Source organism: Nocardia sp. NPDC058518, assembly GCF_042719655.1.
In the GTDB taxonomy this organism is placed as follows: domain Bacteria; phylum Actinomycetota; class Actinomycetes; order Mycobacteriales; family Mycobacteriaceae; genus Nocardia.
On record NZ_JBHXNJ010000023.1, the window covers coordinates 82,192 to 104,540 of the forward strand.

Genomic DNA, 22,349 nt, shown 5'->3' on the forward strand with positions numbered 1-22,349 from the left:
TCCTGCTCGGGAGTGATCGTCACATTGCCCCCTCGGCTATCCCAGTTGTCCGGCGAGAATGTCATTCTTACAATACGGTAATGGATACTCTATTCAGCCGCCAGACGTGAACGGAGGCACCCGTTGTCGATCCGTCAGGACCCACCCCACGGCGCCAAGGGCAGCCGCGGCGAGCAGCCCGCCTGGAAGCAGCGTGCCGTCGAGCGGTCACTGCGCACCGCGACCCAGCGGGCAGGCGAGCGGGTGCAGCGTTTCCTCGACGCCGCCCAGGCCATCATCACCGAGCGTGGCACCACCGACTTCACGGTGCAGGAGGTCGTCGACCGCTCGCGGCAATCGCTGCGTAGCTTCTATCTGCAGTTCGACGGCAAGCACGAGTTGCTGCTCGCACTCTACGAGGATGCCGTCGGCAGGACGACAACACAGATCCGCGCGGCCACCGCGAGCCGTACCGACCCGCTCGAAAAGCTGCGCACCGCAGTGGTATTGCTGTTCCAGCTGTGCCGCCCCGACCCCGACGCGCACCGGCCGCTGTTCGCCGAATTCGCACCGCAGCTGACCGGGTCCGATCCGGCCGAGGTCCGCTCGGCGCATGCCGCGCTGTTCACGATGTTCGCCGAATTGATGACCGAGGCAGGCGAGGCCGCCCGCCTGCGCGGCGATCTGCACCCGCGACGGATGGCCGCCATGACGATGCACATGGCCATGACCCCCGGCGCCTCCGTGGGCGAGGGACGACCACTCACCGCCGAGGAGATCTGGACCTTCTGCGCGCGCGGCATCACCACGCCAGCGACCGAGAATGACATTCTCATCAAGTAGAATTTGAATTACACTGAAACGATGCCTGACATGTGGAACGACCTGCTCGCCTGCCTCGACCTGAAACCGGTGGTCGGCATCGACAACATCGCCCTGGAAGGCGGGAACCAAACCCTCCCGTATCACCGGGTTTTCGGCGGCCAGGTCCTCGGACAGCTGATGGTGGCGGCCCACCTCGCCTTTCCGGACAAGACGGTGAAATCGCTGCACACCGCGTTCCCGCGGGAAGGACGCTCCGACACCCCGATCCGGTATCACGTGAACATCCTGCACGAAGGCCGCTCCTTCGCCACCGCCTCGCTCCTCGCCTGCCAAGGCGAACAGGTGATCGCGACAGCCGTTGCCTCGCTCCATGTTCCCGAGGAAGGCTCCGAGCGCCAGAGCCTGCCCGAGGTGGGACCGGTGCTCGGTCCCGAGCACCGGGTGGAGCTGCCCCTGCTGCCATGGGAGGCCCGCGCGGTCGACGACCTCGACAGCACCGAGGTCGCGGCACCGGACTTCACGCTGTGGATGCGCACTCCCCCGGTCGAGCCGGAACTGGGCGCGGCACTCGCCGCCTACGCCACCGATCTGACGCTGATCGGCACCGCCCTGCGGGCCGAGGAGGGGATCAGCCACACCGGCAACGGCACCGACTTCCTGTCGGCGGTCACCACCCATACCCTGTGGTTCCACCGCCCCGTCCGCAGCGACGTCTGGCAGGTACTGCGCCAGCACAGCCCGATCCTGGCCGGCGGCCGCATCTTCGGCCGCGGCGACATTCTCACCGAGGACGGACAGCTGGTGGCCTCCTACGCCCAGGAAGCGATGTTCCGGCTGCGGTCGTGAGGTGTCCGGCCCGGGCTGTCGGCCCGGGCCCGCCCGTCACTGCCCGCTGTACTCCGCGACCAGATCGCGCCGCAGGATCTTCCCGGTGGGAGTGGCGGGCAGCGAATCCCGGAAGACGACCCGGTCCGGGGTGCGCGAACCACGCAGGCCCGCGCGAGCGAAACCGCGCAGCTCCTCCGGGTCGGGGGCGTGGTCACCGCCGGGCACGACGACCGCCACGATGATCTGGCCCCACTGCACGTCGTCGATGCCGATCACCGCGACCTCGCGGACCTGCGGATGCTCCACCAACACGTCCTCGATCTCGGCGGGCGCGATGTTCTCGCCACCGCGGATGATGGTGTCGTCGGAACGTCCACCGAGGTACAGGAATCCGTCGCTGTCGAGAACGGCCACATCTTTGGTCGGGAACCAGCCGTTCGGGTCGAGAACCGAGCCGATGCCGGTGTAGCGACCCGACACCTGCGGCCCACGCACATAGAGCTCACCGGTCGCGCCGGCCGGCAGCACGGTGCCGTGCTCGTCCCGGATCTGCAGTTCGATGCCGGGGACGGGCGTGCCGACCGACGCCAGCCTGCGGGCCAGTGCCGGGTCGTCGGCGGCCAGGGCCGCGCGGTGATCCTCGGGCCCGAGAACCGCAATGGTGGAACTGGTTTCGGTCAGGCCGTAGGCATTGACGAAACCGACGTCGGGCAGCAGCCGCAGAGCGGTCCGCAGCAGCGGCAGGGCGACTTTGGAACCGCCGTAGGCGAGGGTCCGCAGCGAGGGCAGCGTCGCGCCGGTGCGCTCGAGCTCGGCGACGATGCGGGCGAGCATGGTGGGCACCACGGTGGCCGTGGTCACCGATTCCCGGCGCACCGCGGCGATCCACTCGGCCGCGTCGAAGGTTCGCAGGTACACCACTTTCCGGCCTGCGTACAGGTGCGACATGGCGGCACCGATGCCGGCGACGTGGTAGGGCGGCACGCACACCAGGGCCGCGTCCTGCGGTGCGGCGGACGCGAATTCGACGGTGCCGGTGATGTAGCTGAACAGATTGTTGTGGGTCAGTTCGACCGCTTTGGGCGTCGAGGTGGTCCCGGAGGTGAACAGCACGACGGCCACCTGGTCGGGATCCGCGTCCGCCGTGGCGGATTCGGCGGCCGTGGCTTTGGCCAGGAACTCCTCCGAACGCAGCACGGTGACACCGGAGACTTCGCGCGCGACGATGTCATGGTAGTCGTCGTCGCAGACGAGCAGCGGCGTATCCAGCCGGGCGATGAGCGCACCGAGCGCTTCGGCACTGAGGCGGTAGTTCAAGGGCGTGAAGGGCACCGCCGCACCGGCGGCCGCGAACAGCAGCAGCGGCAGCAGGTGCCCGCCGGTGCCCACATAGGCGAGGCTGCGGGCCCCCGAGCCGGTCAGCACCGCGGCGCCACCCCCGACCAGCCCGCTCAATTCGGTTGCCGTCCACTGTGTCTCGCCGCAGGCCACCGCACAGCGGTCCGGATCGCTCGACGTGGCCATATCCAGCAGCAGCGAAATGCTCATGTCGCACCCTCTCCACGCGCACCGCCCGACGGCATACCGATGGCTATCCACGCGGCCGGTGCTGCGATATTGCATTCTCCATTGAGGAGAATAACATATTCACAGGAGCCGGCGACGGCGGTCAACGGGGAGCCCGGCGACTCACCCGATCGAGACGAGATCCGTTGCACCCCACGCCCCGGTGACCAGAAGTTCACCGCAGCGGAATCGCTCGCTCGTTTCCCCCTCGACCACGGGTAGCCCCACCGCCGTCAGCGCGCAGTCCTTGAATGTCTGCGCCGCCACACTGATTCGGTGGTGCACGGTGTCGAGCCGTTCATCCAGGCTCGCCGGGACCGATTCGCCCCACACCACGACTTCGGCCCGGCCGTGGTCGAGACAGTCGAGCAGGCCGGCGCGGACTCGGGCGTCGGTCGTGAACAGGTCCGCGGCGACGGCCAGCGCGTGCGGCCACGGATCGTGCACTGCCGCGGCGAGCGAGGTGTCCAGGTCGAGCACGCTCGCGCCGAGGATCTCGACCGCGTCGACGTCGCGTGAATCGGCCAGCACCACCGTGACTTCCCAGCCCGCCATCGTGCGGTCGCACAGCCAGCCGCCCGCGTGCCGCACCACATCGGCGGCGGTGCCCGCGACCACGGCGAGGCGATAGCGCAGATGGTGCCGCCGGATCTCGGCCCGCCGCCGCGGCGCCGATCGGGTCGCAGCTCCGCGAAAGTCCTGTGCAGTCATTGGAGAAGTATATTCTCATCTGAGAAGAATTGAACTGCCAATGGCGTGCGGTTGTGCCCGCGCCGGAGAGGAGGCCGACATGGCCCTGCCCCCGCTTCCCGAGGACCAGTGGGACGACGAGGTCGACGCGGCGCTCTCGCGCATGCTGCCCAAGGAGCGGCGCAACCCGGCGCAGGCGGGCAACGCGCTGTCGGTCCTGGTCCGCCACCCCCGGCTGACCCGCGCCTTCCTCGGTTTCAACACGCACCTGCTGTTCGGCTCCACCCTCGAACCCCGGTTGCGCGAGCTGACCGTCCTGCGCGTGGCACACCGCCGCGACTGCGCCTACGAATGGCAGCATCACGCCGAAATGGGCAGGGCAGCCGGGCTTTCCGACACCGAGATCGACGCGGCCCGCCGGGTCGGCACCGCGCCCGACGAGTTCGATCGCCTGGTCCTCGACGCGGTCGACGAACTGGACGAGCAGTCGGCGCTGTCCGACGAGACGTGGACCGCGCTCGGCGCCCGGCTAGACGACCGTCAGCGCATGGATTTCGTCTTCACCGTCGGCTGCTACACGACATTGGCCATGGCGTTCAACACCTTCGGTGTCGCACAGGACGAGACGGCAGGGCGGCCCCAGCACTGACGAAGGTTCGCGCGGGCCCACCTGCCCACGCGAACACCTGAGCCGGGCCCGAGCACGCAGCTCGGGCCCGGCCCGGTTCAGGCCCGTGGCAGGCCGAGTACTCGTTGCGCGATGATATTGCGCTGGATCTCCGAGGTGCCACCGGCGATGGTCCCGGAGAAACTGCGCAGGTAGCGCTCGAACCAGCCGCCGGAGAAGTGCTCCAGATTCAGTGGATTCGGCGGCGAGGTCACCGCCGGGTGCGCCAGCCCGTCCGCGCCGACGGCGTCGAGCGCCCGTTCGGCGGCCGACTGCACCGCCTCGGAGCCGAGCACCTTGAGCACCGAGAGCGTGGGCACATCCTGTTCGCCGCGCGATTCCCTGGCCAGGGCGGCCGAACCGAGCAGCCGCAGCGCGTAGCTGTCCATCACCAGCCGCGCATAGGCGTCACGGTCGAGCTCGGTGCGCGGCCGGAAGTCGCCGAGCAGATCCTGCAGTCGATCGGCGAATCCCAGCCACAGCAGGGTGCGTTCGTGCCCGAGCGAGCCGTTGGCCACCGACCAGCCCTCGTTCTCGGGCCCGACCCGGTTGGCGACCGGCACCCGGACACCGTCGAAGTAGACCTCGTTGAAGTCCAGATCGTCGGGCGAGCAGGCCGACGGGAAGGGCCGCCGCGTGACTCCTGGGGCATCGGTCGGGATCAGCAGCACGCTGATCCCCTTGTGCTTGGGCGCATCCGGGTCGGTGCGCACGAAGGTGAGCAGCACATCGGCGTGGTGGGCGCCGGAGGTCCAGACCTTCTGCCCGTCCACCACGTAGTGGTCACCGTCGCGGACCGCCTTGGTCCGCAGTCCGGCCAGATCCGAACCGGCACCCGGCTCGCTCATGCCCAACGCGGCGGTGATCTCGGCGCGCAGGATCGGGATCGCCCACTGCCGCTGCTGTTCGGCGGTACCGAACGACAGCAGCGAGGCGGCGATGATGCCGACGCCCTGCGGATTGAAACTGTGGTAGATCCGCCGCTTGGACAGCTCCTCGTGAAAGACGTACTGCTGCAGCACCGAGGCGTTGCGGCCGCCGAATTCCGGGGTGTTGCCGGGCAGCAGCCACCCGTTGTCGAAGAGCAGCCGCTGCCAGCGCCGAGCCCAGTCCGGTACGTGCGCACTGGATTCCGAGCGCTGCGCCGCCTCCTCCTCGCCGGGCAGATGCTCGGCGAGGAAGGCGACGAACTCCGCGCGGAAGGCCTCGACGTCGTGATCAAAGCTGAGTTGCACGGTATTCCTCCGTCACGAGTGCGCGGTGCTCGGCGGCGCCACCGAGCAGCAGTTCGCCCGCCTTCGCGCGTTTGAGCGCGAACTGCAGGTCGTTCTCCCAGGTGAAGCCCATGGCGCCGAAGAGCTGGACGCCGTGCCGGAACACCAGCGACTGACACTCTCCGGCAGCGGCTTTGGCCATCGAGGCCGCCAGCCGCCGCCGGGGATCGTCGGCGGCCAGGCACAGCGCGGCGAAGAAGCCGAGTGCCTTGGCCCGTTCGATCGCGACGTGCATGTCGGCGGCCTTGTGCTGCACCGCCTGGAACGACCCGATCGGCACCCCGAACTGGGTGCGGCCACGCACATGGTCGAGCGCCAGCTCCAGGATCCGGCGGCAGGCACCGACCGTGGTCAGCGCCAGCCCGGTGAGCGCGACCTGACGGGCCCGCGCCACCTCGACCTCGACCCGGTCGGCCCGACCCACCGCGACACCGTCGAAGGTGACCTCGGCCAGATGCAGCACCGGGTCGAAAACCGGTGTGCGGCGGGCGATCACCGACTCGGCGCCGACCACGAACACCCCGGCGTCGGTGACCACCGCGAGCTGCTCGGCCCGGTCACCGTCGAGCACCTGGTGGGCCGTGCCGGACAGCCGCCAGCCCGCACCGTCACGGGCGGCGGTGACCCCGCCGTACACCGCCGCCCCCGGCCGGTCGAGGCCGGCCGCGCCCGGCGCCAGCGGCGCGAACTGGGTCATCGTCGCGAGGAACGGCGTCGGGTCGGTCGCCCGGCCCAGTTCTTCGCAGACGATGCCGAGTTCGACCGCGGCGGCGGGCTCGCCGAGGTCGGTCCAGCCGAGACCGACATAGGTCCGCCACAGCGCGGCGGGGTCGGCGCCCTTGTCCGCGATGTCCCTGATCAGGGACGGCGGGCACTCCTTGGCCGCGACCTCACGCACGATCTCGCGCAGAAGCCGCTGCTCGGAGTCGAACTCGAACAGCATCGCCGCTCCGCTACTTCAGCATGCTGCCGGCGTCGACCGGCAGCGAGACACCGGTGATGAACCGCGCCTCGTCGGAGACCAGATACAGGATCGCGTTGCTGACATCCACCGGATCCACCCACGGCGTGGGCAGGGTGTGGAACATCTGGCAGATCGGCTTCAGATCATCCGGGCCCGGGCTCTCCAGGTCGGGGCGGAACAGCTTGTAGGTGCCCTCGTTGAGCAGCATGGAGGTGCTCACGTGGGTGGGATGCACCGAGTTGACGCGGATGGACTGGTGCCCGTGCTCCACGGCGAAGGTACGCATCAGCCCGACCACACCGTGCTTGGCCGCCACGTAGTGCCCGACGTTCGGGTAGGCCTTGAGCCCACCCACCGAGCCGGTCAGCACGACCGCGCCACCACCGTTCGCGACCAGGTGCCCGACACCGGCTTTCACGGTCTTCCACACGCCACCGAGGTTGACCGCGATCATGTCGTCCCACAGCGTCTCGTCGAGGTCGGCCAACGCACCACCCTCGTTGCCGATGCCGGCGTTGGCGACGATGATGTCGAGCTTGCCCAGCTGCTCGACCCCGCTGTCCACCGCGGCTTTGAGCGCGTCGTAGTCACGGACGTCGACCTCGGCGGTCACCACCCGTCGGCCTTCGGCCTTCACCAGTTCCGCGGTCTCGGCCAGATCCTCGGGCGTGGACATGGGGAAGGGCACGTTGTCGAGCTGCTTGCAGACATCGATGGCGATGATGTCGGCGCCCTCCTGGGCCAGCCGTACCGCGTGGCTGCGGCCTTGGCCGCGCGCCGCGCCGGTGATGAAAGCGACTTTGCCCTCTACTCGTCCGGTCATCGTGAACCTCTCTTCTTCTCGGAAACCCAGCGTCCGTGGGTTTTTCAGGGATTGGGGGTGAAGGTGATGTGCAGGTTCGACAGGCCGCGCAGGATGAACGTCGGCTCGTAGGTGTAGTTCCGGTCGCCGGCGGGGCCGTGCCGGCTCTCATCGATGCCGATGTCGAGCATCCGGTCGAGAATCCGCTCGATCGACACCCGTCCCTCGACCCGCGCGAGCGGGGCGCCGGGGCAGGAGTGCACGCCACGCCCGAAGGCCATGTGCTCGCGGAAGTTGTTGCGGCCCAGCTGGAATTCGTGCGGGTTCTCGAAGCGGCGCGGATCGCGGTTGGCCGCACCGGGGCAGACCATCACCGTCGAGCCGACCGGGATGTCCACGTCGCCGACGGTGGTGGCGCGCTTGGCGAGCCGGAAGCCGGATTTGACCGGCGCGTCGATCCGCAGGGTCTCCTCGATGAACGCGGGGATCAGGCTGCGATCGTCGCGCAGTGCCTGCTGCACCTCGGGGTGATCGCCGAGGATCCGCATGGCTGCGCTGAGCAGTTTGGCGGTCGTCTCCTGGCCCGCACCGAAGAGGAAGGTGGCCGAGCGGACCACGTCGATCACCTCGGGGGTGGAGCCGTCCGGGTACTTCGCCAGCGCGAGCGAGGTCAGCACGTCGTCGCGCGGGTTCTCGCGACGCTCGGAGATGTAGCCGACGAACTTCTCGTCGAGCCATTCCAGCGGATTGGACGCGACGATCTCGTTGTCGAGCGCGCCGACCCTGGTACCGGGGCGCTCGGCACCGAGCACGATCCGGAACTGCTCGTGATCCTCCTCCGGCACCCCGAGCATGTCGGCCACCACCAGCAACGAGAACGGTTTGGCGTAGTCGACCAGGAACTCCGACTTACCCGCGGACAGGAACTCGTCGAGCTGGCGGTCGGCCAGCCGCCACATGAAATCCTCGTTCTCCTTCAGCCGCGCCGGGGTGAGCAGCCGGTTCAGCAGCGACCGCGCGTAGGTGTGCTGAGGCGGGTCCATCGTGACCATGTGCTCGTACATCGGCAGTTGCGAGCGATGCTGATCGAGCAGCTCGCTGATGTCGTCGCCCTCGATGGCGAAGGGCAGCGGCGGGAACGGTCCGCCGACGGCGATGGCCGAGGAGAACAGGTTCGCGTCGCGCAGCACCTCCACCGCCTCGGCGTAACCGGTCACCGCGTACACCCCGTACTGCGATTCCTGCGTCACCGGGCATTTCGCGCGCAGGTGATCGAAGTAGGGGTGGGGATCGGGCACCAGGGCCGGATCGGTGAAGTAGTCGACGGTGTCGAAATCGGTCATTCGGATACTCCTCGCAAACAACAGTGGGGGAAGGGCACGGGCCGGATGCCCGCCGAGATCAGGGCAGATAGACCCGGCTCGCGAGCCAGCGGCCGTCGACGAGCTGCATGGTCATCAGGACCCGGCTGCGATCGACCCGGGGGTCGGTGGCGGCGGCGTTGGTGACGGTCTGGTCGATGAACAGCAGCACCTCGACCTCGGTCTCGGTCGCCGACTTCACCGCAGACTCCAGCACCGCGCCCTTCCCGGTCGCCTTGTTCTCCTGCAGCAGTTCACGCAGCTGGCCGCTGGAACGGGTGTACATGTCGCGGAATTCGCCGGTCGACCCGTCGAGCACGGCGGCGAAATCGCTGTCGAGGCTGCCGGAGTCGACGCTGGTCAGCGTCACCGCGTAGGCGCGGGCAGCCTCGAGTGCCGCGGCGGCGGCGTCGTCGACCGCCCGCTCCTGGCGCAGCTGCCAGCCCAGGATCGCGGCAACGGCGAGGGCTACGACCGCGACGAGTCCGAGCACGGGCAGCAGCGCGCCGCGTACCGAACGCAGCCTGCGCACGAAACCCATCGAGCGCGTGGGCCGTTCGACCGACGACGAAACCTTTTCCTCGACAATCTTTTTCGGCTCGTCGTCGGTGGTCTCTTCGGTCTTCCGGTCGGCTACTACTGTGTCGGTGTCACTCATGGTGTCGTTCCTCGCGGTAGGGATCGGGCTGGGGCGGTGGTCTGGTCCGGTCATCGCGGCGGTGCCGGGGGTGGGTCGGGCAGCGGCGGACCGGCGAAGGTGAGCGGCAGCGACAGCGGGCCGATCGGCGTCGACACCGTCTGCCGGGTTGGGTTCTCGCCGGCCGGTGGGATGCCGGGTATCACGGTGCCGGGCGGGCGGGGCGCGTTGGCGGCGCCGCGGATCAGCACCGAGGGGTCGGTGTTCGGGCAGTAGGTGTACACGTACGGCTCGGGGAAATCGGGCAGCGAGGGCGCTCTGCGGGGCAGGTCGTAGTCGCAGGAATAGCGGGGGTACAGGTTCACCAGGCCCCAGACACCGCCGTCGTGGAAGGCGACCGCGATCGCGTCCAGCGTGGAACCACTGCGCTCGGTCGGGAAGAAGAACTCCTGGAACGCGGGCACCCGGGCGCCGGTGACATCGGCGACCACGGCGAGGTTGTCGAGGAGTTGCCCGCCGGTGCCGGAGTTCTGCGCGACCACCGCGTCCAACGCGCGCAGCGTTCCGGGCGCCGCGTCCAGCAGTGCCACGTAGCCACCGGATTTCGCGCTCGCCCCGGTCAGCACCTGGTTCATGTCGGTGGCGAACTCGCCGAGTCCCGGGCTGAGATCGCGCACGGTCCCGAGCACCTGCCTGCTGTCGCGGATCAGGCCGACGGTCTGCGGCAGCACCGTGTCCAGGGTGGAGATCAAGAAGATGCCACCGTCGATGAGGTCGGACAGCTTCTCCGCACCCTGCGGCCCGACCCCGAACTCGTCGACGATCGCCGCCAGCTGGGCCGGATCCACCTGGGCGAGAGTGGAATCCAGCTGTCCGAGCGTCTGCCACAGCGGGGTCGGTGTGCTGGTTCGTTCCACCGCCACCTCCGCGCCGTCCGCCAGGAAGGGGCCGTCGTCGTGGGTGGGCCGGAAGTCCAGGTACTGCTCACCTGCCAGCGACAGGCTCGCCACTCGCACCTCACCGTCGGCCGGGACGGCGGTCCCGGCGTCGATCACCGCGACCGCGACGAGCCCCCGCTCGGTGAGCGAGACCGACTCCACGGTGCCGATCGGTACCCCGCGCAGCGCGACGGTGCGACCGGCCAGCAGCCCACCGGAATCGGCGAGGTGGACACGGACGCGGTAGGTCGCGGCGGCCGGATTCACGCCCAGTGCGCCGAAAGCCAGGTAGCCGATGCCGATCACCAGGATCACCACCAGCGACAGCACCGAGGCCGTCGCACGCCGCGCCCGGACCGCCCGCACCGTGGCGACCACGACACGGGCCACCGTCTCCCCCGCGCTCATCGGCCCGCTCCGGTGATCCGGCCCTGCAGGCGCAGCAGCGTGTAGGTGAGCGTGCCGATGAAGTTCGTCCAGTCCCGCGCGTCGGGCAGCCTGCTCTCCGGATCGCCGGGATGGTTGACATCGGGCAGCATGCCGAGCGCCAGATCCTGGAAGTCGGCGTCGGTGCTGGCCGCGGTGCTGGTGGTGACCGCGATGACCGGGCCGAGCAGCGAATTCATCGCCGCCACACTGGCATTCGGGTTGGTCGCCGCGGCGTTGAGCTGCTCGGCGATTCGGTTGATGTCGGCGATCATGCCGGTGGTCTCGGTGCCGTCGAGGCCGGGGAAGCGCGCGAGCTGTTGCGAGAGCCGACCGACCTCGCCGACCAGCGAGAGCGCTTGGGTGGAGTTGGCGCGCAAGGTGGTGAGCGCGGGCCCGGCCGAGGTGAGGACATCGTCGATGGTGCCGGTCTGCTCGTTGAGGGTGCGTGCGAGCCGGTCGACCTCCGACAGGGTGGCGCGGATGTCGTCGGAACGGGCGGCGAGCGCCTGGACCACCCTGGTCGATTGCGCGATCAGCTCGGCCATCCGGTCACCGCGATCGCCGACCGCGCGCCCGAGGCCGTTGACGATGGTCGTGAGATTGCGGATGGCGCCGCCGTTCACCAGCAGCGAGGCCGTGGTGAGCAGCTCCTCGACGGTGGCCGCGGCGGAGGTGTGCTCGCGGGCGATACGGTCGCCGTCGGCCAGCGCCGGGGTGGCCGCCGTGGCGTCGGCGGGTGCGGTCAGCGACACGAACACATCGCCCAGCGGGGTGGCGGTCCGCAGTTCGGCGGTGGTCCCCAGCGGCAGCCGCACATCGGGACGGATGCTCAAGGACACCACGGCGGTGTAGTCGCGCACCGTCATCTCGGTCACCTCGCCGATCTCGGCGCCCGAGAGCCGGACCTTCGCCTTCGCGGGCAGGTTCAGCGCGTTCGCGAAATCGGCTCGGACGGTGTAGTTCTCGCTACCGCCGCCTGGCGCGGGCAGCGGCAGGTCGCCGAGCCCGACAGCACAGCCGGTGCCCGAACACAGGGCCACGAGCGCGAGCGCCGCGATGCGGGAACCACGCGGCGGCGTCATCGGGGCATCCTCGACATCGCCTCGAGCATGTCGGTGATCCCGAAGTCGGGGCCGAAGTCCTGCAATGTCCCGGTCGCGCAACCCAATTGGCGCAGCCCGAGGATATTGCAGACCTCCTTGACCAGCTGACCGTCGAAGAAGACCTTGTCCAGCAGCGCGTGCACGCGCACCCCGCGGTACTCGAAATCGACGGCTCCGTAGGCATTGTTGAGCAGCAGCGGCGTCACATCGATGAACTCGGCGAGCTGACCGCGATAGTCGGCCAGCGCCTTGGTCACCGTGGCGGTGTTGGCCACCGTCGTCAGCAGTACACCGGCGTTTTCGGCGAGCAGGGTGTCGGTCTGGCGCAGGATCTCGACGAGCTGGGCGCCGGTACCGCCGGTGCCGATCCCGAGATCGGCAACGACGTCGCCGAGTTGTCCTGTCGCGGTACCGAATTCGTGGATGGTCTGCTGGTTGGCCGCGGCGGCGCGCACCAGGGCGGCGAGCTGGTCGACCAGTTGGGTGAGGGTCTCGCGGGTGGCGTCGCCGCCGTCCTCGCCGAGTTTCACCGCCGCCGCGAGCTGATCGAGGGTATCGCGCAGTTGCGGACCGCTGCCGGTGGCGATCGCCGAGGACGCGCTGAGCAGCCGCGCGACCGGCCCGTCACCGGGCTGCTCACCCTCGAGCTCACCGGCCATCCGGTCGGCGGCGCCGAGCAGCCGGTCGAACTCCATCGGGGTGCGGGTGCGGTCGAGGCCCAAGCGCGCGCCGTCGGCGAGGGTGGGTCCGCCCCGGTAGGCCGGGGTGAGTTCGACGTGCCGGTCGGTGAGCACCGACGTCGACAGGGTCACCGCCCGGACATCGGCGGGGATCTCGACATCGCGGTCCACCGCCAGGGTGACCTCCACGTGCGACCCACGCGGCTGCACGGCGGTGACCTCTCCGACCGACATGCCGAGTACCGCCACCGCGTTGCCCACGTAGAGCCCGGCGGCGTTGTCGAAAAGGGCGGTCACCGTGGTCCGGCGTTCGCCCTGGATCGGGCTGTCGGCGAATCCGGCCGCCGCGCCGATCGCCAGCACGACAGCGGCGCCGAGCAGTGCACGTGCGGCTCTCATCGGCAGTCCTCGAAGTAGGGGGGCAGGTTGACCATCTGTCCGCGTCCGCCCAGGGCGCACATCCACGAATCGATGAGCGGTCCGGCCGGTGCGGTGAAGTCGACCTCGTTGCCGGTGCCGGAGGCGTTGGCGAAGTTGCGGATCGGGATGGGCAGGATCTCGAGGGTGTTGCGCAGCAGTTCGTCGTTGCGGGCGAGACTGCCGAGCAGGCCGTCGAGTCCGGCCAGCAGGCTGTCCACGGCGGGCCGGTCCTCGACCACCAGCGCGCGCACCTGGTCGGCGAGGTCGCGGGTGGCGTTCATCAAGCCGACCACCGCGTCGCGGCGGGCGACGATCTCGGTGAGCAGGTCGCGGCCCTGGACCATCACCGCCGCCAGGTCGGCCTGCTGGCGGTTGACCACGGTGGTGAGGTCCGCGGTGCTCGTCAGCAGCGCGCTCATCTCCCCGCGCCGATCACCGACCACGGCGGACAGCGTGCGCAGGTTGGCCAGCATGGCGGGCAGGACCGACGGGACGCCGTCGAGCTGGGTGGCCAGCGCGGTCAGTGAGTCGCCGATCCGGGCGGCGTCGATCTGATCGAAGGTGACGGTGGCGTTGTCCAGCGCGGTCTGCAGATCGTAGGGAACCTCGGTGTGCTCCAGAGTGATCCGCCGATCCGGCAGCGTCCCCTCCCCTGCTGGTCGCAGTTCCACATAACGCGCGCCGAGCAGCGTGGTGAGTTTGACGGCCGCCCCGGTCGTGACGCCGAGCGGCACCGAGGAATCGATGTCGAGCTCGACCACGACCCGGTCCCCGGCCAGCCGGGTACCGCCCACGGTGCCGACCGAGACACCGGCGACGGTCACCGCGTCACCGCTGCTGATGCCGGCGGCCTGGGCGAACTCCGCCTCGTAGCGGGTGGTGCCGACGCCGAGCGCGTGTACGCCGACCGCGCCGGCGGTCACCACGACCAGCATCGCGACCGCGCACAGCCCGAGCACCACCTTGCGGTGCTCCTCGAGCGGCCGCCCGGCCAGTCGAATCCATTGTCGGACAGTCTTTTTCATCGTCGCCTCACCTGCAGATCGGTGAATACTCGGGTTGCCCGCTCGGCGTGGCGAGACCGACCACCGTCGGTACCAGCGCCACGAGCGAGGGCAGCAGGGTGATGTTGAAGTTGCACAGGTAGGTGCTCAGATACGAGCCCTCCTGGCTGACCCGCGCCAGGCCCTTCATCAGCGCGGGCAGATTGAAGCCGAGGTAGGCGAAGTTCTCCTTGTTCTCCTCGAAGTGCCGGGTGAAGCCGGGCTCGCGGTAGAGCATGGCGTTCAGATCCGGTTCCATGTCCTCGAGCAACCCGGCCATCCGGCCGGTGACCAGCGCCGCGGAATCCAGCGTGCCCAGCAGCTCGTCACGGTGTTCGGACAGGCCGCCGATGATCGCCCGCGACTGACTGATCAGCCCGCTCACCTCGCCGCTGCGATGCGCGAGGTCGCCGACCACCCGGCTCAGATTGGTGATCACCGCACCGAGCACCTGATCGGGACCGGCCAGCGACTCCGCCAGCGAGGACACCTGTTCGACCAGCAGCACCAGCGAGGTCTGATCTCCCTGCAGGGCTTTGATCAACGCGCCGGTGACGTTGTCCACCTGCGCGGGATCGAGCCCGCCGAACAACGGCTCGAATCCGTTGAGCAGACCGGAGATATCGAAAGACGGCTCGGTGTGTTCGAGCGGGATCTCCGCCCCCGCCGCCAGCCGCCCGGCATCGCCGAACTCTGCCAGCGCGAGGCCGAGATAGCGCTGGCCGATGACGTTCTGGTAGGTGATCGAGGCCTTGGTGTTGCCGTAGAGCACTTGGTCTTCGGCCACCCGGAATCGGACTCGTGCTCGCACACCCGCGAGTTCGATGCCGTCGACCCGACCGACCCTGACCCCGGCCATCCGCACGTCGTCGCCGACCCGCAGGCCGCTGACGTCGCCGAAAACCGCGGAATACTGTTTGGTGTCGCCGTTGATGCCGCGATCGAGGGTCACGTAGGTGACCCAGATCAGCGCCATCGCGACCGTCACGAACAGGCTCACCCCGATGAGCGACTTCCGATAACTCATCGCGGGACTCCCATCGGCAGCGGGCCGTCGGCCAGCAACGGCGCCAGCAGCGCCTCGGCACCGTTGTGGGTGCCACCCAGCGCCTGCTCGATCAATGTCTTTATCTCCGAGGGTAATTCGCCCGCGAGCTCGGGCGCGGTCGGATAGGTCCGTGGGTCCATGACCGGGGGTACCTCCTCGATCGGCACCGAGGTGGGCGCTGTCGCACAGCTCGGTCCGGCCAGGTCCCCGTAGCGCGGGCAATCGGCCCGGGTGTAGGGGGTGTGCGGGGTGAGGCGGAACTGGAATTTGCCACGGCCACGCGGACTGTCGGCGTTCCAGAACTCCGCGTACCACAGGTCCGAGAGCTTGCGGATGCTCACCACGATCTGGCTGAACGACGGCGAGCCCGCCGCGAAGACATCCAGTACCGGGCCCATCTCGTGCACGATCTCGGTGAGCTGATCGGTACGGCGATCCAGGGTCGCACCGACGGTGCCGAGCGTGGTCCCGCTCGCGGTGAGCAGGCCGGCCAGCTCGTCGTGCTGTTCGGCGAAGGTACGCATCGGCAGGACCGCCTGGTGCAGCGCATCGAGCAGTTCGGGTGCCGCGGCGCTGAGCCCGCGGACCGAATCGGCCAGCATGGTCAATGTGGGCGGGCCACCGTCGCCGGCGAGCAGCGCATCGAATTCCTTGGTGATGCGGTCGAGCCGGGCGCCCGCGCCGACCAGATCGCCACCACGCCGGTCGGTCGCCTCGGCCACGGCGGCCAGTACGCCCATCGTGTCGGCGCTGCCGATGCGCGCGGTGGCGGCGATGATCTCGCGCAGCTTGGTCAGCGCGGTCTGCAACTGCACCGTGGACAGACTGGTGTCCTGACGGATCTCGGTGTGCGCGGTGAGCGCGGGGCCAGGACCGTTGTCGACCAGCTGGACCGAGGAGACGGCGAAGACGTTGCTCGGCACCACCCGTGCCGTCACGTTACGCGGAACACCCTGGGCCGCAACCGGGTCCAGCAGCAGCCGAACCCGGTTGGCCGCGCCACCGTTCGCCGGGGTCACCCCGTCGACGATGCCGACCAGCATCCCCCGGAACTTCACGTCCGAACGGTCGGGCATGCCGTCGCCGAGCTGCTCCAGTACCGCGGTCACCTCGACCTTCTCGTCGAAGCGCCCGGTCGATTTCATCAGCAGCACGGTGACCACCACCGTGACCGTCACGAGCACCACGACCCCACGCAGCAGCAGCATCCAGCCCGCCGGGCCGCGTCCGTCCTTCTCGAAGAGCACCGACACGGGCTCACCCACCCAGCCGTGCACTGGCGCCGAGGCCCCAGATCGCCACCGTGAGCAGCAGATTGACGATGATCATCAACGAGATGGCCGCGCGCATCGCGCGTCCGGCGGCGATACCGACGCCCTGCGGTCCGCCCGCGGCGTAGTAGCCGTAATAGCACTGCACGGCCGAGGTGATGATCACGAAGACGACAGCCTTTCCCAAGGAGTACACGATGTCGGGACCGTTGAGGACGAGCTGGAAATAGTGTTCGTAGGTGCCCGCGGAAAGCCCGCCGGACAGCCCGACGACGACCTGCACGGCCAGGTAGTTGGCGGCCAGGCAGACCAGATACAGCGGCACGATCGCCACCATCGACGCCAGTAGCCGGGTGCTCACCAGATAGGGCACCGACCGGATGGCCATCGACTCCATCGCGTCGATCTCCTCGGCGATGCCCATCGCACCCAGCTGGGCGGTGAACCGGCAGCCCGCCTGGGCCGCGAAGGCCAGCGAAGCCATGATCGGCGCGAGTTCCCTGGTCGAGGCCGTGGCCGCGATCAGACCGATGGTCGGCTCCATCCCGAGCAGGTGCAGGGCGTTGTAGCCCTCCAGCCCGACGATGGCCCCACCGGCCGCGCCGAGCACGATGATCACCCCGGCCGTCCCGCCACCCACCACGATCGAGCCGTTGCCCCAGGTGATGTCGGACAGGACGCGCAGGAATTCGGTCCGGTAGTGCCGCAACATCACCGGAATGGAGAACAACGCGCGCAGCAGGAAGGTGAGCATGTGCCCCAGGCGCATGACCGAGATGCCCGCTCGCCGCGACATCCGCGCGACGGTGCGGGTACCCGGCGGGCGATACGGCGTCGCCATCACAGACCCTGCCGAGGGAACAGGATCATGAACAGCTGGGTGAACACGACATTCACCAGCATCAGCAGCAGAATCGAGGAGACCACCGTCGAGTTGACGGAGTTGGCCACACCGGCCGGACCGCCTTCGGTGTGCAGCCCCTTCTCACAGGCCACCACCGCGACGATCATCCCGTAGACCACCGCCTTGACCAGCGTCAGCCACAGGTCCCCGACGGTGGCGAACGAAGCGAAGGTGGCGACGAAACTACCCGGCGCGCCGTTCTGGGCGAAGACGTTGAACAGGTAGCCGGCCAGAAAACCGACGAAGCACACGACGCCGGTGAGCGAGACGCCGACCAGCACCGCCGCGGCGACCCGGGGAACCACCAGGCGCCGCACAACCGAGACCCCCATGACCTCCATCGCATCGAGCTCGTCGCGGATCTTGCGCGAGCCGAGGTCGGCGCAGATCGCCGACCCCACCGCCGAGGCCATCAGCAGCGCGGCCACCATCGGCGCGCCCTGGCGGATCACCGCGAGCCCGCTGGCCGCACCGGCCAGCGAGGTCGCGCCCACCTGACCGGCCAGCAGACCGAACTGGATGGACAGGGTCACCCCGATCGGGAGCGAGACGAAAATGGTCGGCAGCACCGCCGCGGAGGACATGAACGCCGACTGCCGGATGAACTCGCCGAAGGCGAAACGACCGGTGACGATGTCGACGACGAGGTATCGCACGGCATGCACGCCGAGCACGAACTGCCCGCCGACGGTCTCCAGCGCGGCCACCGGGTGCCGCCGCAGATAGCCACGCCACCAGGCGGAGATCTCCCGGGTCGCAGGCTTCGTCCGCGAGAGACGGGCCTCGCCCTGTGGGCTGTCCCGGACCGCGGCTTCGCGGGGGATCGTCATAGGTGATCTTTCGGGTTGCTCCCGGAAATGAACTTCTCCATCGTGAGCTACGTCTCGCTCTCACGTCAAGAGTCAAACAGTCGATTCGAGAGAATTACATTCTCATATGTTGATGACGAAGCACGCCGGCGCCCAACAGGCGTGGCGCCGGACGAAGACATGACGGTGCCGACGCCATCGACATGGCGTCGGCGATCGACTACCTCAGGGGAACGAGGTCGCGCATCTCCCCGCGGAACGAAGGCGGCAGCAAGGTCCCGGACCGGAAGGATTCCACCGGCGCCGCGGTCGCACCGGGCAAGCCGGCCGCGGTCAGGGCACAGGACTTGAAGGCCCGGGCGGCGACACTCACCCGATGACAGGACGCGCCGACCCGCTCTTCCAGCTCACCGGGCAGATCGTCACCCCACACGGCGACCTCCGTCAGACCTCGATCCAGACAGTCGAGGACGCCCGCGCGCACCTGCGGTTCGGCGAGATAACTACGGACCGAGACGGCGACAGCGGTCGGCCAGAGGTCGTGCCGGGAGACCGACAGCGACTGGCGCAGATCCAGCACGGTGGCACCGAGGATCTGCAACGGGCCGACATTCTCGGAGTCGGAGACCAGCGCGGTCACCTCCCACCCCGCGGCGGCCCGGTCGAACAGCCAGCCACCCGCGTGCCGGACGATATCGGCCGCATCCGGCCCCACCACCGCCAGCCGATGTCGTAGCGGGTGCCGGTGCGCGTGTGCGCGCCACCGAATGACCGAATGAACACCCTGACCAGTCGCCATATCTTCGTCCCCGTTTTTCGCACGCGAGAAGCCGAAACGGTCCGTTGCGAGTCCCCGGCGGGCGCCCGAGCCGGGCTACGCAGTGTCACCGAACCCGCGGAACGCAACTGCCGACCACACCGTAATTTGATTCTCACCAGCGCGAGGAAGGTTCTCGAAGAACCACAGAGTGTGATCTGAATCACATTGACGGAAGGTGATGGGAAGCGGGTGGCGACCGATGGTTCCACGCATCCGATCCGCACACTTGAACGCACTCCTGCAAATATGATTCTCTTTCTTTGAGAACCATATGCTCGCCGTGCGGCTCCCTGCTCGGCCCGCCGATGAAGGAGTCGCCGATGCGCACGATCCCGCCCGACTTGGCCCGCCGATACCACGAACAGGGCTGGTGGACCTCCGAGACACTCGGCGATCTACTGAGCGAAGGGCTCCGCGCCGCGCCCGAAACGCCCTTCCGGGTCCATTCCGCCACCCGGCCGTGGTCGGGCACCGTCGCCGAGGTGGAACACCTCGCCCGACGGCTCGCGGCAGGTCTGCACCGCCGCGGGGTCGGCCCTGGCGATGTCGTCGCCTTCCAGCTTCCGAACTGGATGGAGGCCGCGGCCGTCTTCTGGGCCTCGACATTCCTCGGCGCGACCGTCGTCCCGGTGGTGCACTTCTACGGCCGACGGGAACTGACCCACATCCTCGAGACGGTGCGGCCCGACGTCTTCGTCACCGCCGACCGGTTCGGCAGCCTGGAGTTCGCGCCGGAGGTCTATCGCGAGGTGCCCGTCACCGGCGTAGTCGGCCGCGACTTCGAGGAATTGCTCGACGACGAGCCACTGCCGGGCGTGCTGCAGGTCGATCCGGAGCGCCCCGCGCTGATCGCCTTCACCTCCGGCACCACCCGAGCCCCCAAAGGGGTGGTCCACAGCCATCACACGCTCGGTCACGAGACGCGGCAGCTGGCCGGGATCTACCCCGCCGACCGCGGTGACCAGATCACCGCGGCGCCGGTCGGTCACTTCATCGGCATGGTCAACGCCTTCCTCATTCCGGTCCTGGACCGGGCGCCGATCAACCTGGTCGACGTGTGGGATCCGGCGCGGATTCTCGCGCTGATGACCGGCGAGCGGCTCGCCATCGGTGGCGGCGTGCCGTACTACGTCACCAGCCTGCTCGATCATCCGGACTGGACCGAGGCGCACCTGCCGTACCTGCGCTATGCCGGACTCGGCGGCGCCGCCGTGCCCGCCGCGCTCACCCGGCGCCTGGACGACACCGGGATCACCGTCTACCGCTCCTACGGCAGCACCGAACACCCGTCGATCACCGGGTCGCGCCATACCGCACCGACGGACAAACGGCTCTTCACCGACGGCGACGCCCTGCCCGGCGTGGAGATCCGCCTGGCCGAGGACGGCGAGATCCTCAGCCGTGGACCGGATCTGTGCCTGGGCTACACCGAACCCGACCTCACCGCCGCCGCGTTCGACGCCGACGGCTGGTACCACACCGGCGACATCGGCGTGCTCGACGACGACGGCTATCTCACCATCACCGACCGCAAGTCGGACATGATCATCCGCGGCGGCGAGAACATCAGCGCGCTCGAGGTCGAAGAGGTACTGCTCGCACTGCCCGGCGTCGCCGAGGCGATCGCCGTCGCGGTGCCCGATCCCCGGCTCGGCGAGCGGACCGCCGCGGTCCTGCGGCTGTTGCCCGGGCACGCCGAACCCACCCTCGACCAGCTGCGCGCGCACTTCGCCGCGGCCGGGATGGCCAAGCAGAAGTGGCCCGAACAGGTGCACGTCGTCGCCGATTTCCCGCGCACCGCCAGCGGCAAGGTGCAGAAGTTCGTGGTGCGACGCGACCTCGCCGCTCAGCACGAGGATATTGCCGTTCAATCCTGAAGAGAATATGATTCTCGTAAATCGGTAAGGAGGATCCATATGACGAAGATCGAGCTGCCTTATCAGCTCTTCGACGCGGACAACCATCTCTACGAAACCAAGGAAGCGCTCACCCGGTACCTGCCCGAGCAGTACGCGGGCGCCATCCAGTACGTCGAGATCAACGGCCGCACCAAGATCGCGGTGCTCGGCCAGATCAGCGAGTACATCCCGAACCCGACCTTCGATGTGGTCGCGCGTCCCGGCGCCATGGAGGAGTACTTCAAGCACGGCAATCCCGAGGGCAAGAGCCGGCGCGAGATCTTCGGCAAGTCGATGAAGGCGATCGACGCATTCCGCCATCCCGAGGCCCGCCTGCAAGTCATGGACGACCTGCAGCTGCAGCGCGCGCTGATGTTCCCGACGCTGGCCAGCCTGGTCGAGGAGCGCATGCGCCACCACCCCGAGCTCATCCACGCGGTGGTCCACTCGCTCAACCAGTGGATGCTCGAAGAATGGGGCCAGGACGGCAGTTTCGTGCATTCGGGCCGGATCTTCACCGTCCCGGTGATCACGCTGCCGATCGTCGAGAAGGCGATCGAGGAGCTGAACTGGGCGGTCGTCGAGCACGGCGCCAAGGCGATCCTGGTCCGGCCCGCCCCGGTGCCCGGGTTCAAGGGGATGCGCTCGTTCGCGATGCCGGAGTTCGATCCGTTCTGGAAGCGGGTCGTCGAACTCGACGTGCTCGTCACCATGCACTCCTCCGACAGCGGCTACTCCCGCTTCGATGCCGAGTGGGAGGGCAACAGCCTGGAGATGCTGCCGTTCCAGACCAATACCTTCGCGATGACCAATCAGTGGCGGCCGGTCACCGACGCGGTCGCCTCCTGGGTGTGCCACGGTGCGCTGAATCGGTTCCCCGACTTGAAGATCGCGGTCATCGAGAACGGTTCGGCCTGGCTCGAGCCGCTGCTGCAGCAGCTCTCCGATGTCTACAAGAAGGCGCCGGAGGGCTTCGGCTTCCGCGACCCGATCGAGGCCATCAAGCAGAGCCTCTACGTCAGCCCGTTCTGGGAGGAGGACCTGCAGCGGCTCTCCGATGTCATGGGCGTCGATCACGTGCTGTTCGGTTCGGACTGGCCGCATCCCGAGGGTCTGGCCGAGCCCGCGCGCTACATCCACGAGCTCAAGGACATGCCGCAGGCCAACCAGGCCAAGATCATGGGCGGCAACCTCGCACGGCTGCTGAAGGTATGAACTGGGAGACCCTCCCGCAGCTGGTGACGAGCGCCGCCGACCGCCGGGGGGGGGCCGCCGCGGGGGGGGTGGGCGGGTGCGGGTGGGGTGGGCGAGGGGGTGGTGGTCGCGGGGGCCACGGTCGTGGACGGTGTCGTGGTGCTGGTGCCCGTCTTCGATGTGGTGGTCGGCTTGGGGC

General features: G+C 68.7%; 21 protein-coding genes. 5 read left to right on the forward strand and 16 right to left on the reverse strand.

Annotation, left to right across the window (positions count from 1 at the left end; translation table 11 throughout):
- The first annotated feature begins 123 nt into the window (after window positions 1–123).
- Together ACFWPX_RS30585 and ACFWPX_RS30590 are read left to right on the forward strand one after the other, a co-directional pair.
- On the forward strand, window positions 124–822 hold the full coding sequence (locus ACFWPX_RS30585) for a TetR/AcrR family transcriptional regulator (protein WP_378931308.1): 699 nt from the start codon (window positions 124–126) through the stop codon (window positions 820–822).
- Window positions 823–843: 21 nt separating this feature from the next.
- Window positions 844–1,650 carry an acyl-CoA thioesterase gene (locus ACFWPX_RS30590; protein ID WP_378931310.1) on the forward strand — a complete coding sequence of 269 codons (807 nt, stop codon included), beginning with the start codon at window positions 844–846 and terminating at the stop codon, window positions 1,648–1,650.
- Between the two features lie 36 nt (window positions 1,651–1,686).
- Here ACFWPX_RS30590 and ACFWPX_RS30595 read toward each other — a convergent pair whose 3' ends face one another.
- Together ACFWPX_RS30595 and ACFWPX_RS30600 are read right to left on the reverse strand one after the other, a co-directional pair.
- On the reverse strand, window positions 1,687–3,180 hold the full coding sequence (locus tag ACFWPX_RS30595; protein ID WP_378931312.1) for a class I adenylate-forming enzyme family protein: 1,494 nt from the start codon (window positions 3,178–3,180) through the stop codon (window positions 1,687–1,689).
- Between the two features lie 141 nt (window positions 3,181–3,321).
- A complete protein-coding gene (locus tag ACFWPX_RS30600) occupies window positions 3,322–3,834 on the reverse strand; it encodes a hypothetical protein (RefSeq protein ID WP_378931368.1) in 513 nt (170 codons plus the stop codon).
- 154 nt (window positions 3,835–3,988) lie between these two features.
- On the opposite strand from ACFWPX_RS30600, the gene ACFWPX_RS30605 reads away from it, so the two are divergent.
- Window positions 3,989–4,537 (forward strand): carboxymuconolactone decarboxylase family protein, encoded by a 549-nt coding sequence (locus ACFWPX_RS30605; RefSeq protein WP_378931314.1) that lies wholly within the window; start codon window positions 3,989–3,991, stop codon window positions 4,535–4,537.
- Between the two features lie 77 nt (window positions 4,538–4,614).
- Here the strand turns inward: ACFWPX_RS30605 and ACFWPX_RS30610 are convergent, their stop codons facing one another.
- From ACFWPX_RS30610 to ACFWPX_RS30675, 14 genes are all read right to left on the reverse strand, one after another.
- Window positions 4,615–5,790, reverse strand: a complete 1,176-nt coding sequence (locus ACFWPX_RS30610; RefSeq protein WP_378931316.1) for an acyl-CoA dehydrogenase family protein — start codon at window positions 5,788–5,790, stop codon at window positions 4,615–4,617.
- A complete protein-coding gene (locus ACFWPX_RS30615) occupies window positions 5,774–6,772 on the reverse strand; it encodes an acyl-CoA dehydrogenase family protein (protein WP_378931318.1) in 999 nt (332 codons plus the stop codon). Before ACFWPX_RS30615 ends, ACFWPX_RS30610 begins: the two co-directional genes overlap by 17 nt.
- A gap of 10 nt (window positions 6,773–6,782) precedes the next feature.
- Window positions 6,783–7,616 (reverse strand): mycofactocin-coupled SDR family oxidoreductase, encoded by an 834-nt coding sequence (locus ACFWPX_RS30620; protein ID WP_378931320.1) that lies wholly within the window; start codon window positions 7,614–7,616, stop codon window positions 6,783–6,785.
- A gap of 44 nt (window positions 7,617–7,660) precedes the next feature.
- Entirely contained in the window at window positions 7,661–8,938 is a 1,278-nt protein-coding gene (locus tag ACFWPX_RS30625; RefSeq protein ID WP_378931322.1) for a cytochrome P450, read from the reverse strand.
- Between the two features lie 58 nt (window positions 8,939–8,996).
- Window positions 8,997–9,668 carry a hypothetical protein gene (locus ACFWPX_RS30630; protein ID WP_378931324.1) on the reverse strand — a complete coding sequence of 224 codons (672 nt, stop codon included), beginning with the start codon at window positions 9,666–9,668 and terminating at the stop codon, window positions 8,997–8,999.
- On the reverse strand, window positions 9,665–10,939 hold the full coding sequence (locus ACFWPX_RS30635; protein WP_378931326.1) for an MlaD family protein: 1,275 nt from the start codon (window positions 10,937–10,939) through the stop codon (window positions 9,665–9,667). The genes ACFWPX_RS30630 and ACFWPX_RS30635 overlap by 4 nt, the downstream gene beginning before the upstream one ends.
- A complete protein-coding gene (locus ACFWPX_RS30640) occupies window positions 10,936–12,042 on the reverse strand; it encodes an MlaD family protein (protein WP_378931328.1) in 1,107 nt (368 codons plus the stop codon). Before ACFWPX_RS30640 ends, ACFWPX_RS30635 begins: the two co-directional genes overlap by 4 nt.
- Window positions 12,039–13,142, reverse strand: coding sequence for an MCE family protein (locus ACFWPX_RS30645; protein ID WP_378931330.1), 1,104 nt, complete (start codon window positions 13,140–13,142; stop codon window positions 12,039–12,041). Before ACFWPX_RS30645 ends, ACFWPX_RS30640 begins: the two co-directional genes overlap by 4 nt.
- Window positions 13,139–14,188, reverse strand: coding sequence for an MCE family protein (locus ACFWPX_RS30650; RefSeq protein ID WP_378931332.1), 1,050 nt, complete (start codon window positions 14,186–14,188; stop codon window positions 13,139–13,141). Before ACFWPX_RS30650 ends, ACFWPX_RS30645 begins: the two co-directional genes overlap by 4 nt.
- 7 nt (window positions 14,189–14,195) lie before the next feature.
- Window positions 14,196–15,233, reverse strand: a complete 1,038-nt coding sequence (locus ACFWPX_RS30655) for an MlaD family protein (protein WP_378931335.1) — start codon at window positions 15,231–15,233, stop codon at window positions 14,196–14,198.
- A complete protein-coding gene (locus ACFWPX_RS30660; RefSeq protein ID WP_378931337.1) occupies window positions 15,230–16,507 on the reverse strand; it encodes an MlaD family protein in 1,278 nt (425 codons plus the stop codon). Before ACFWPX_RS30660 ends, ACFWPX_RS30655 begins: the two co-directional genes overlap by 4 nt.
- Window positions 16,508–16,511: 4 nt before the next feature.
- The gene (locus tag ACFWPX_RS30665; RefSeq protein ID WP_378931339.1) at window positions 16,512–17,366 is read right to left on the reverse strand and encodes an ABC transporter permease; all 855 of its coding nucleotides are present in this window, start codon (window positions 17,364–17,366) and stop codon (window positions 16,512–16,514) included.
- Window positions 17,366–18,259 (reverse strand): MlaE family ABC transporter permease, encoded by an 894-nt coding sequence (locus ACFWPX_RS30670; protein WP_378931341.1) that lies wholly within the window; start codon window positions 18,257–18,259, stop codon window positions 17,366–17,368. Before ACFWPX_RS30670 ends, ACFWPX_RS30665 begins: the two co-directional genes overlap by 1 nt.
- 199 nt (window positions 18,260–18,458) lie before the next feature.
- A complete protein-coding gene (locus tag ACFWPX_RS30675; RefSeq protein ID WP_378931343.1) occupies window positions 18,459–19,037 on the reverse strand; it encodes a hypothetical protein in 579 nt (192 codons plus the stop codon).
- 341 nt (window positions 19,038–19,378) lie between these two features.
- On the opposite strand from ACFWPX_RS30675, the gene ACFWPX_RS30680 reads away from it, so the two are divergent.
- Entirely contained in the window at window positions 19,379–20,935 is a 1,557-nt protein-coding gene (locus ACFWPX_RS30680) for an AMP-binding protein (protein ID WP_378931345.1), read from the forward strand.
- Window positions 20,936–20,974: 39 nt separating this feature from the next.
- Entirely contained in the window at window positions 20,975–22,171 is a 1,197-nt protein-coding gene (locus ACFWPX_RS30685) for an amidohydrolase family protein (protein WP_378931347.1), read from the forward strand.
- Window positions 22,172–22,349 lie beyond the last annotated feature (178 nt).

Excerpts from the sequence above, each read along its gene's own strand:
- ACFWPX_RS30625 (WP_378931322.1), bottom strand. The coding sequence starts at position 8,938 with ATGACCGATTTCGACACCGTCGACTACTTCACCGATCCGGCCCTGGTG.
- ACFWPX_RS30680 (WP_378931345.1), top strand. The coding sequence starts at position 19,379 with ATGCGCACGATCCCGCCCGACTTGGCCCGCCGATACCACGAACAGGGC.
- ACFWPX_RS30640 (WP_378931328.1), bottom strand. The coding sequence starts at position 12,042 with ATGACGCCGCCGCGTGGTTCCCGCATCGCGGCGCTCGCGCTCGTGGCC.
- ACFWPX_RS30615 (WP_378931318.1), bottom strand. The coding sequence starts at position 6,772 with ATGCTGTTCGAGTTCGACTCCGAGCAGCGGCTTCTGCGCGAGATCGTG.
- ACFWPX_RS30630 (WP_378931324.1), bottom strand. The coding sequence starts at position 9,668 with ATGACCGGACCAGACCACCGCCCCAGCCCGATCCCTACCGCGAGGAAC.
- ACFWPX_RS30635 (WP_378931326.1), bottom strand. The coding sequence starts at position 10,939 with ATGAGCGCGGGGGAGACGGTGGCCCGTGTCGTGGTCGCCACGGTGCGG.
- ACFWPX_RS30670 (WP_378931341.1), bottom strand. The coding sequence starts at position 18,259 with ATGACGATCCCCCGCGAAGCCGCGGTCCGGGACAGCCCACAGGGCGAG.
- ACFWPX_RS30650 (WP_378931332.1), bottom strand. The coding sequence starts at position 14,188 with ATGAAAAAGACTGTCCGACAATGGATTCGACTGGCCGGGCGGCCGCTC.
- ACFWPX_RS30605 (WP_378931314.1), top strand. The coding sequence starts at position 3,989 with ATGGCCCTGCCCCCGCTTCCCGAGGACCAGTGGGACGACGAGGTCGAC.
- ACFWPX_RS30595 (WP_378931312.1), bottom strand. The coding sequence starts at position 3,180 with ATGAGCATTTCGCTGCTGCTGGATATGGCCACGTCGAGCGATCCGGAC.
- ACFWPX_RS30620 (WP_378931320.1), bottom strand. The coding sequence starts at position 7,616 with ATGACCGGACGAGTAGAGGGCAAAGTCGCTTTCATCACCGGCGCGGCG.
- ACFWPX_RS30590 (WP_378931310.1), top strand. The coding sequence starts at position 844 with ATGCCTGACATGTGGAACGACCTGCTCGCCTGCCTCGACCTGAAACCG.
- ACFWPX_RS30675 (WP_378931343.1), bottom strand. The coding sequence starts at position 19,037 with ATGGCGACTGGTCAGGGTGTTCATTCGGTCATTCGGTGGCGCGCACAC.
- ACFWPX_RS30655 (WP_378931335.1), bottom strand. The coding sequence starts at position 15,233 with ATGAGTTATCGGAAGTCGCTCATCGGGGTGAGCCTGTTCGTGACGGTC.
- ACFWPX_RS30645 (WP_378931330.1), bottom strand. The coding sequence starts at position 13,142 with ATGAGAGCCGCACGTGCACTGCTCGGCGCCGCTGTCGTGCTGGCGATC.
- ACFWPX_RS30685 (WP_378931347.1), top strand. The coding sequence starts at position 20,975 with ATGACGAAGATCGAGCTGCCTTATCAGCTCTTCGACGCGGACAACCAT.
- ACFWPX_RS30665 (WP_378931339.1), bottom strand. The coding sequence starts at position 17,366 with ATGGCGACGCCGTATCGCCCGCCGGGTACCCGCACCGTCGCGCGGATG.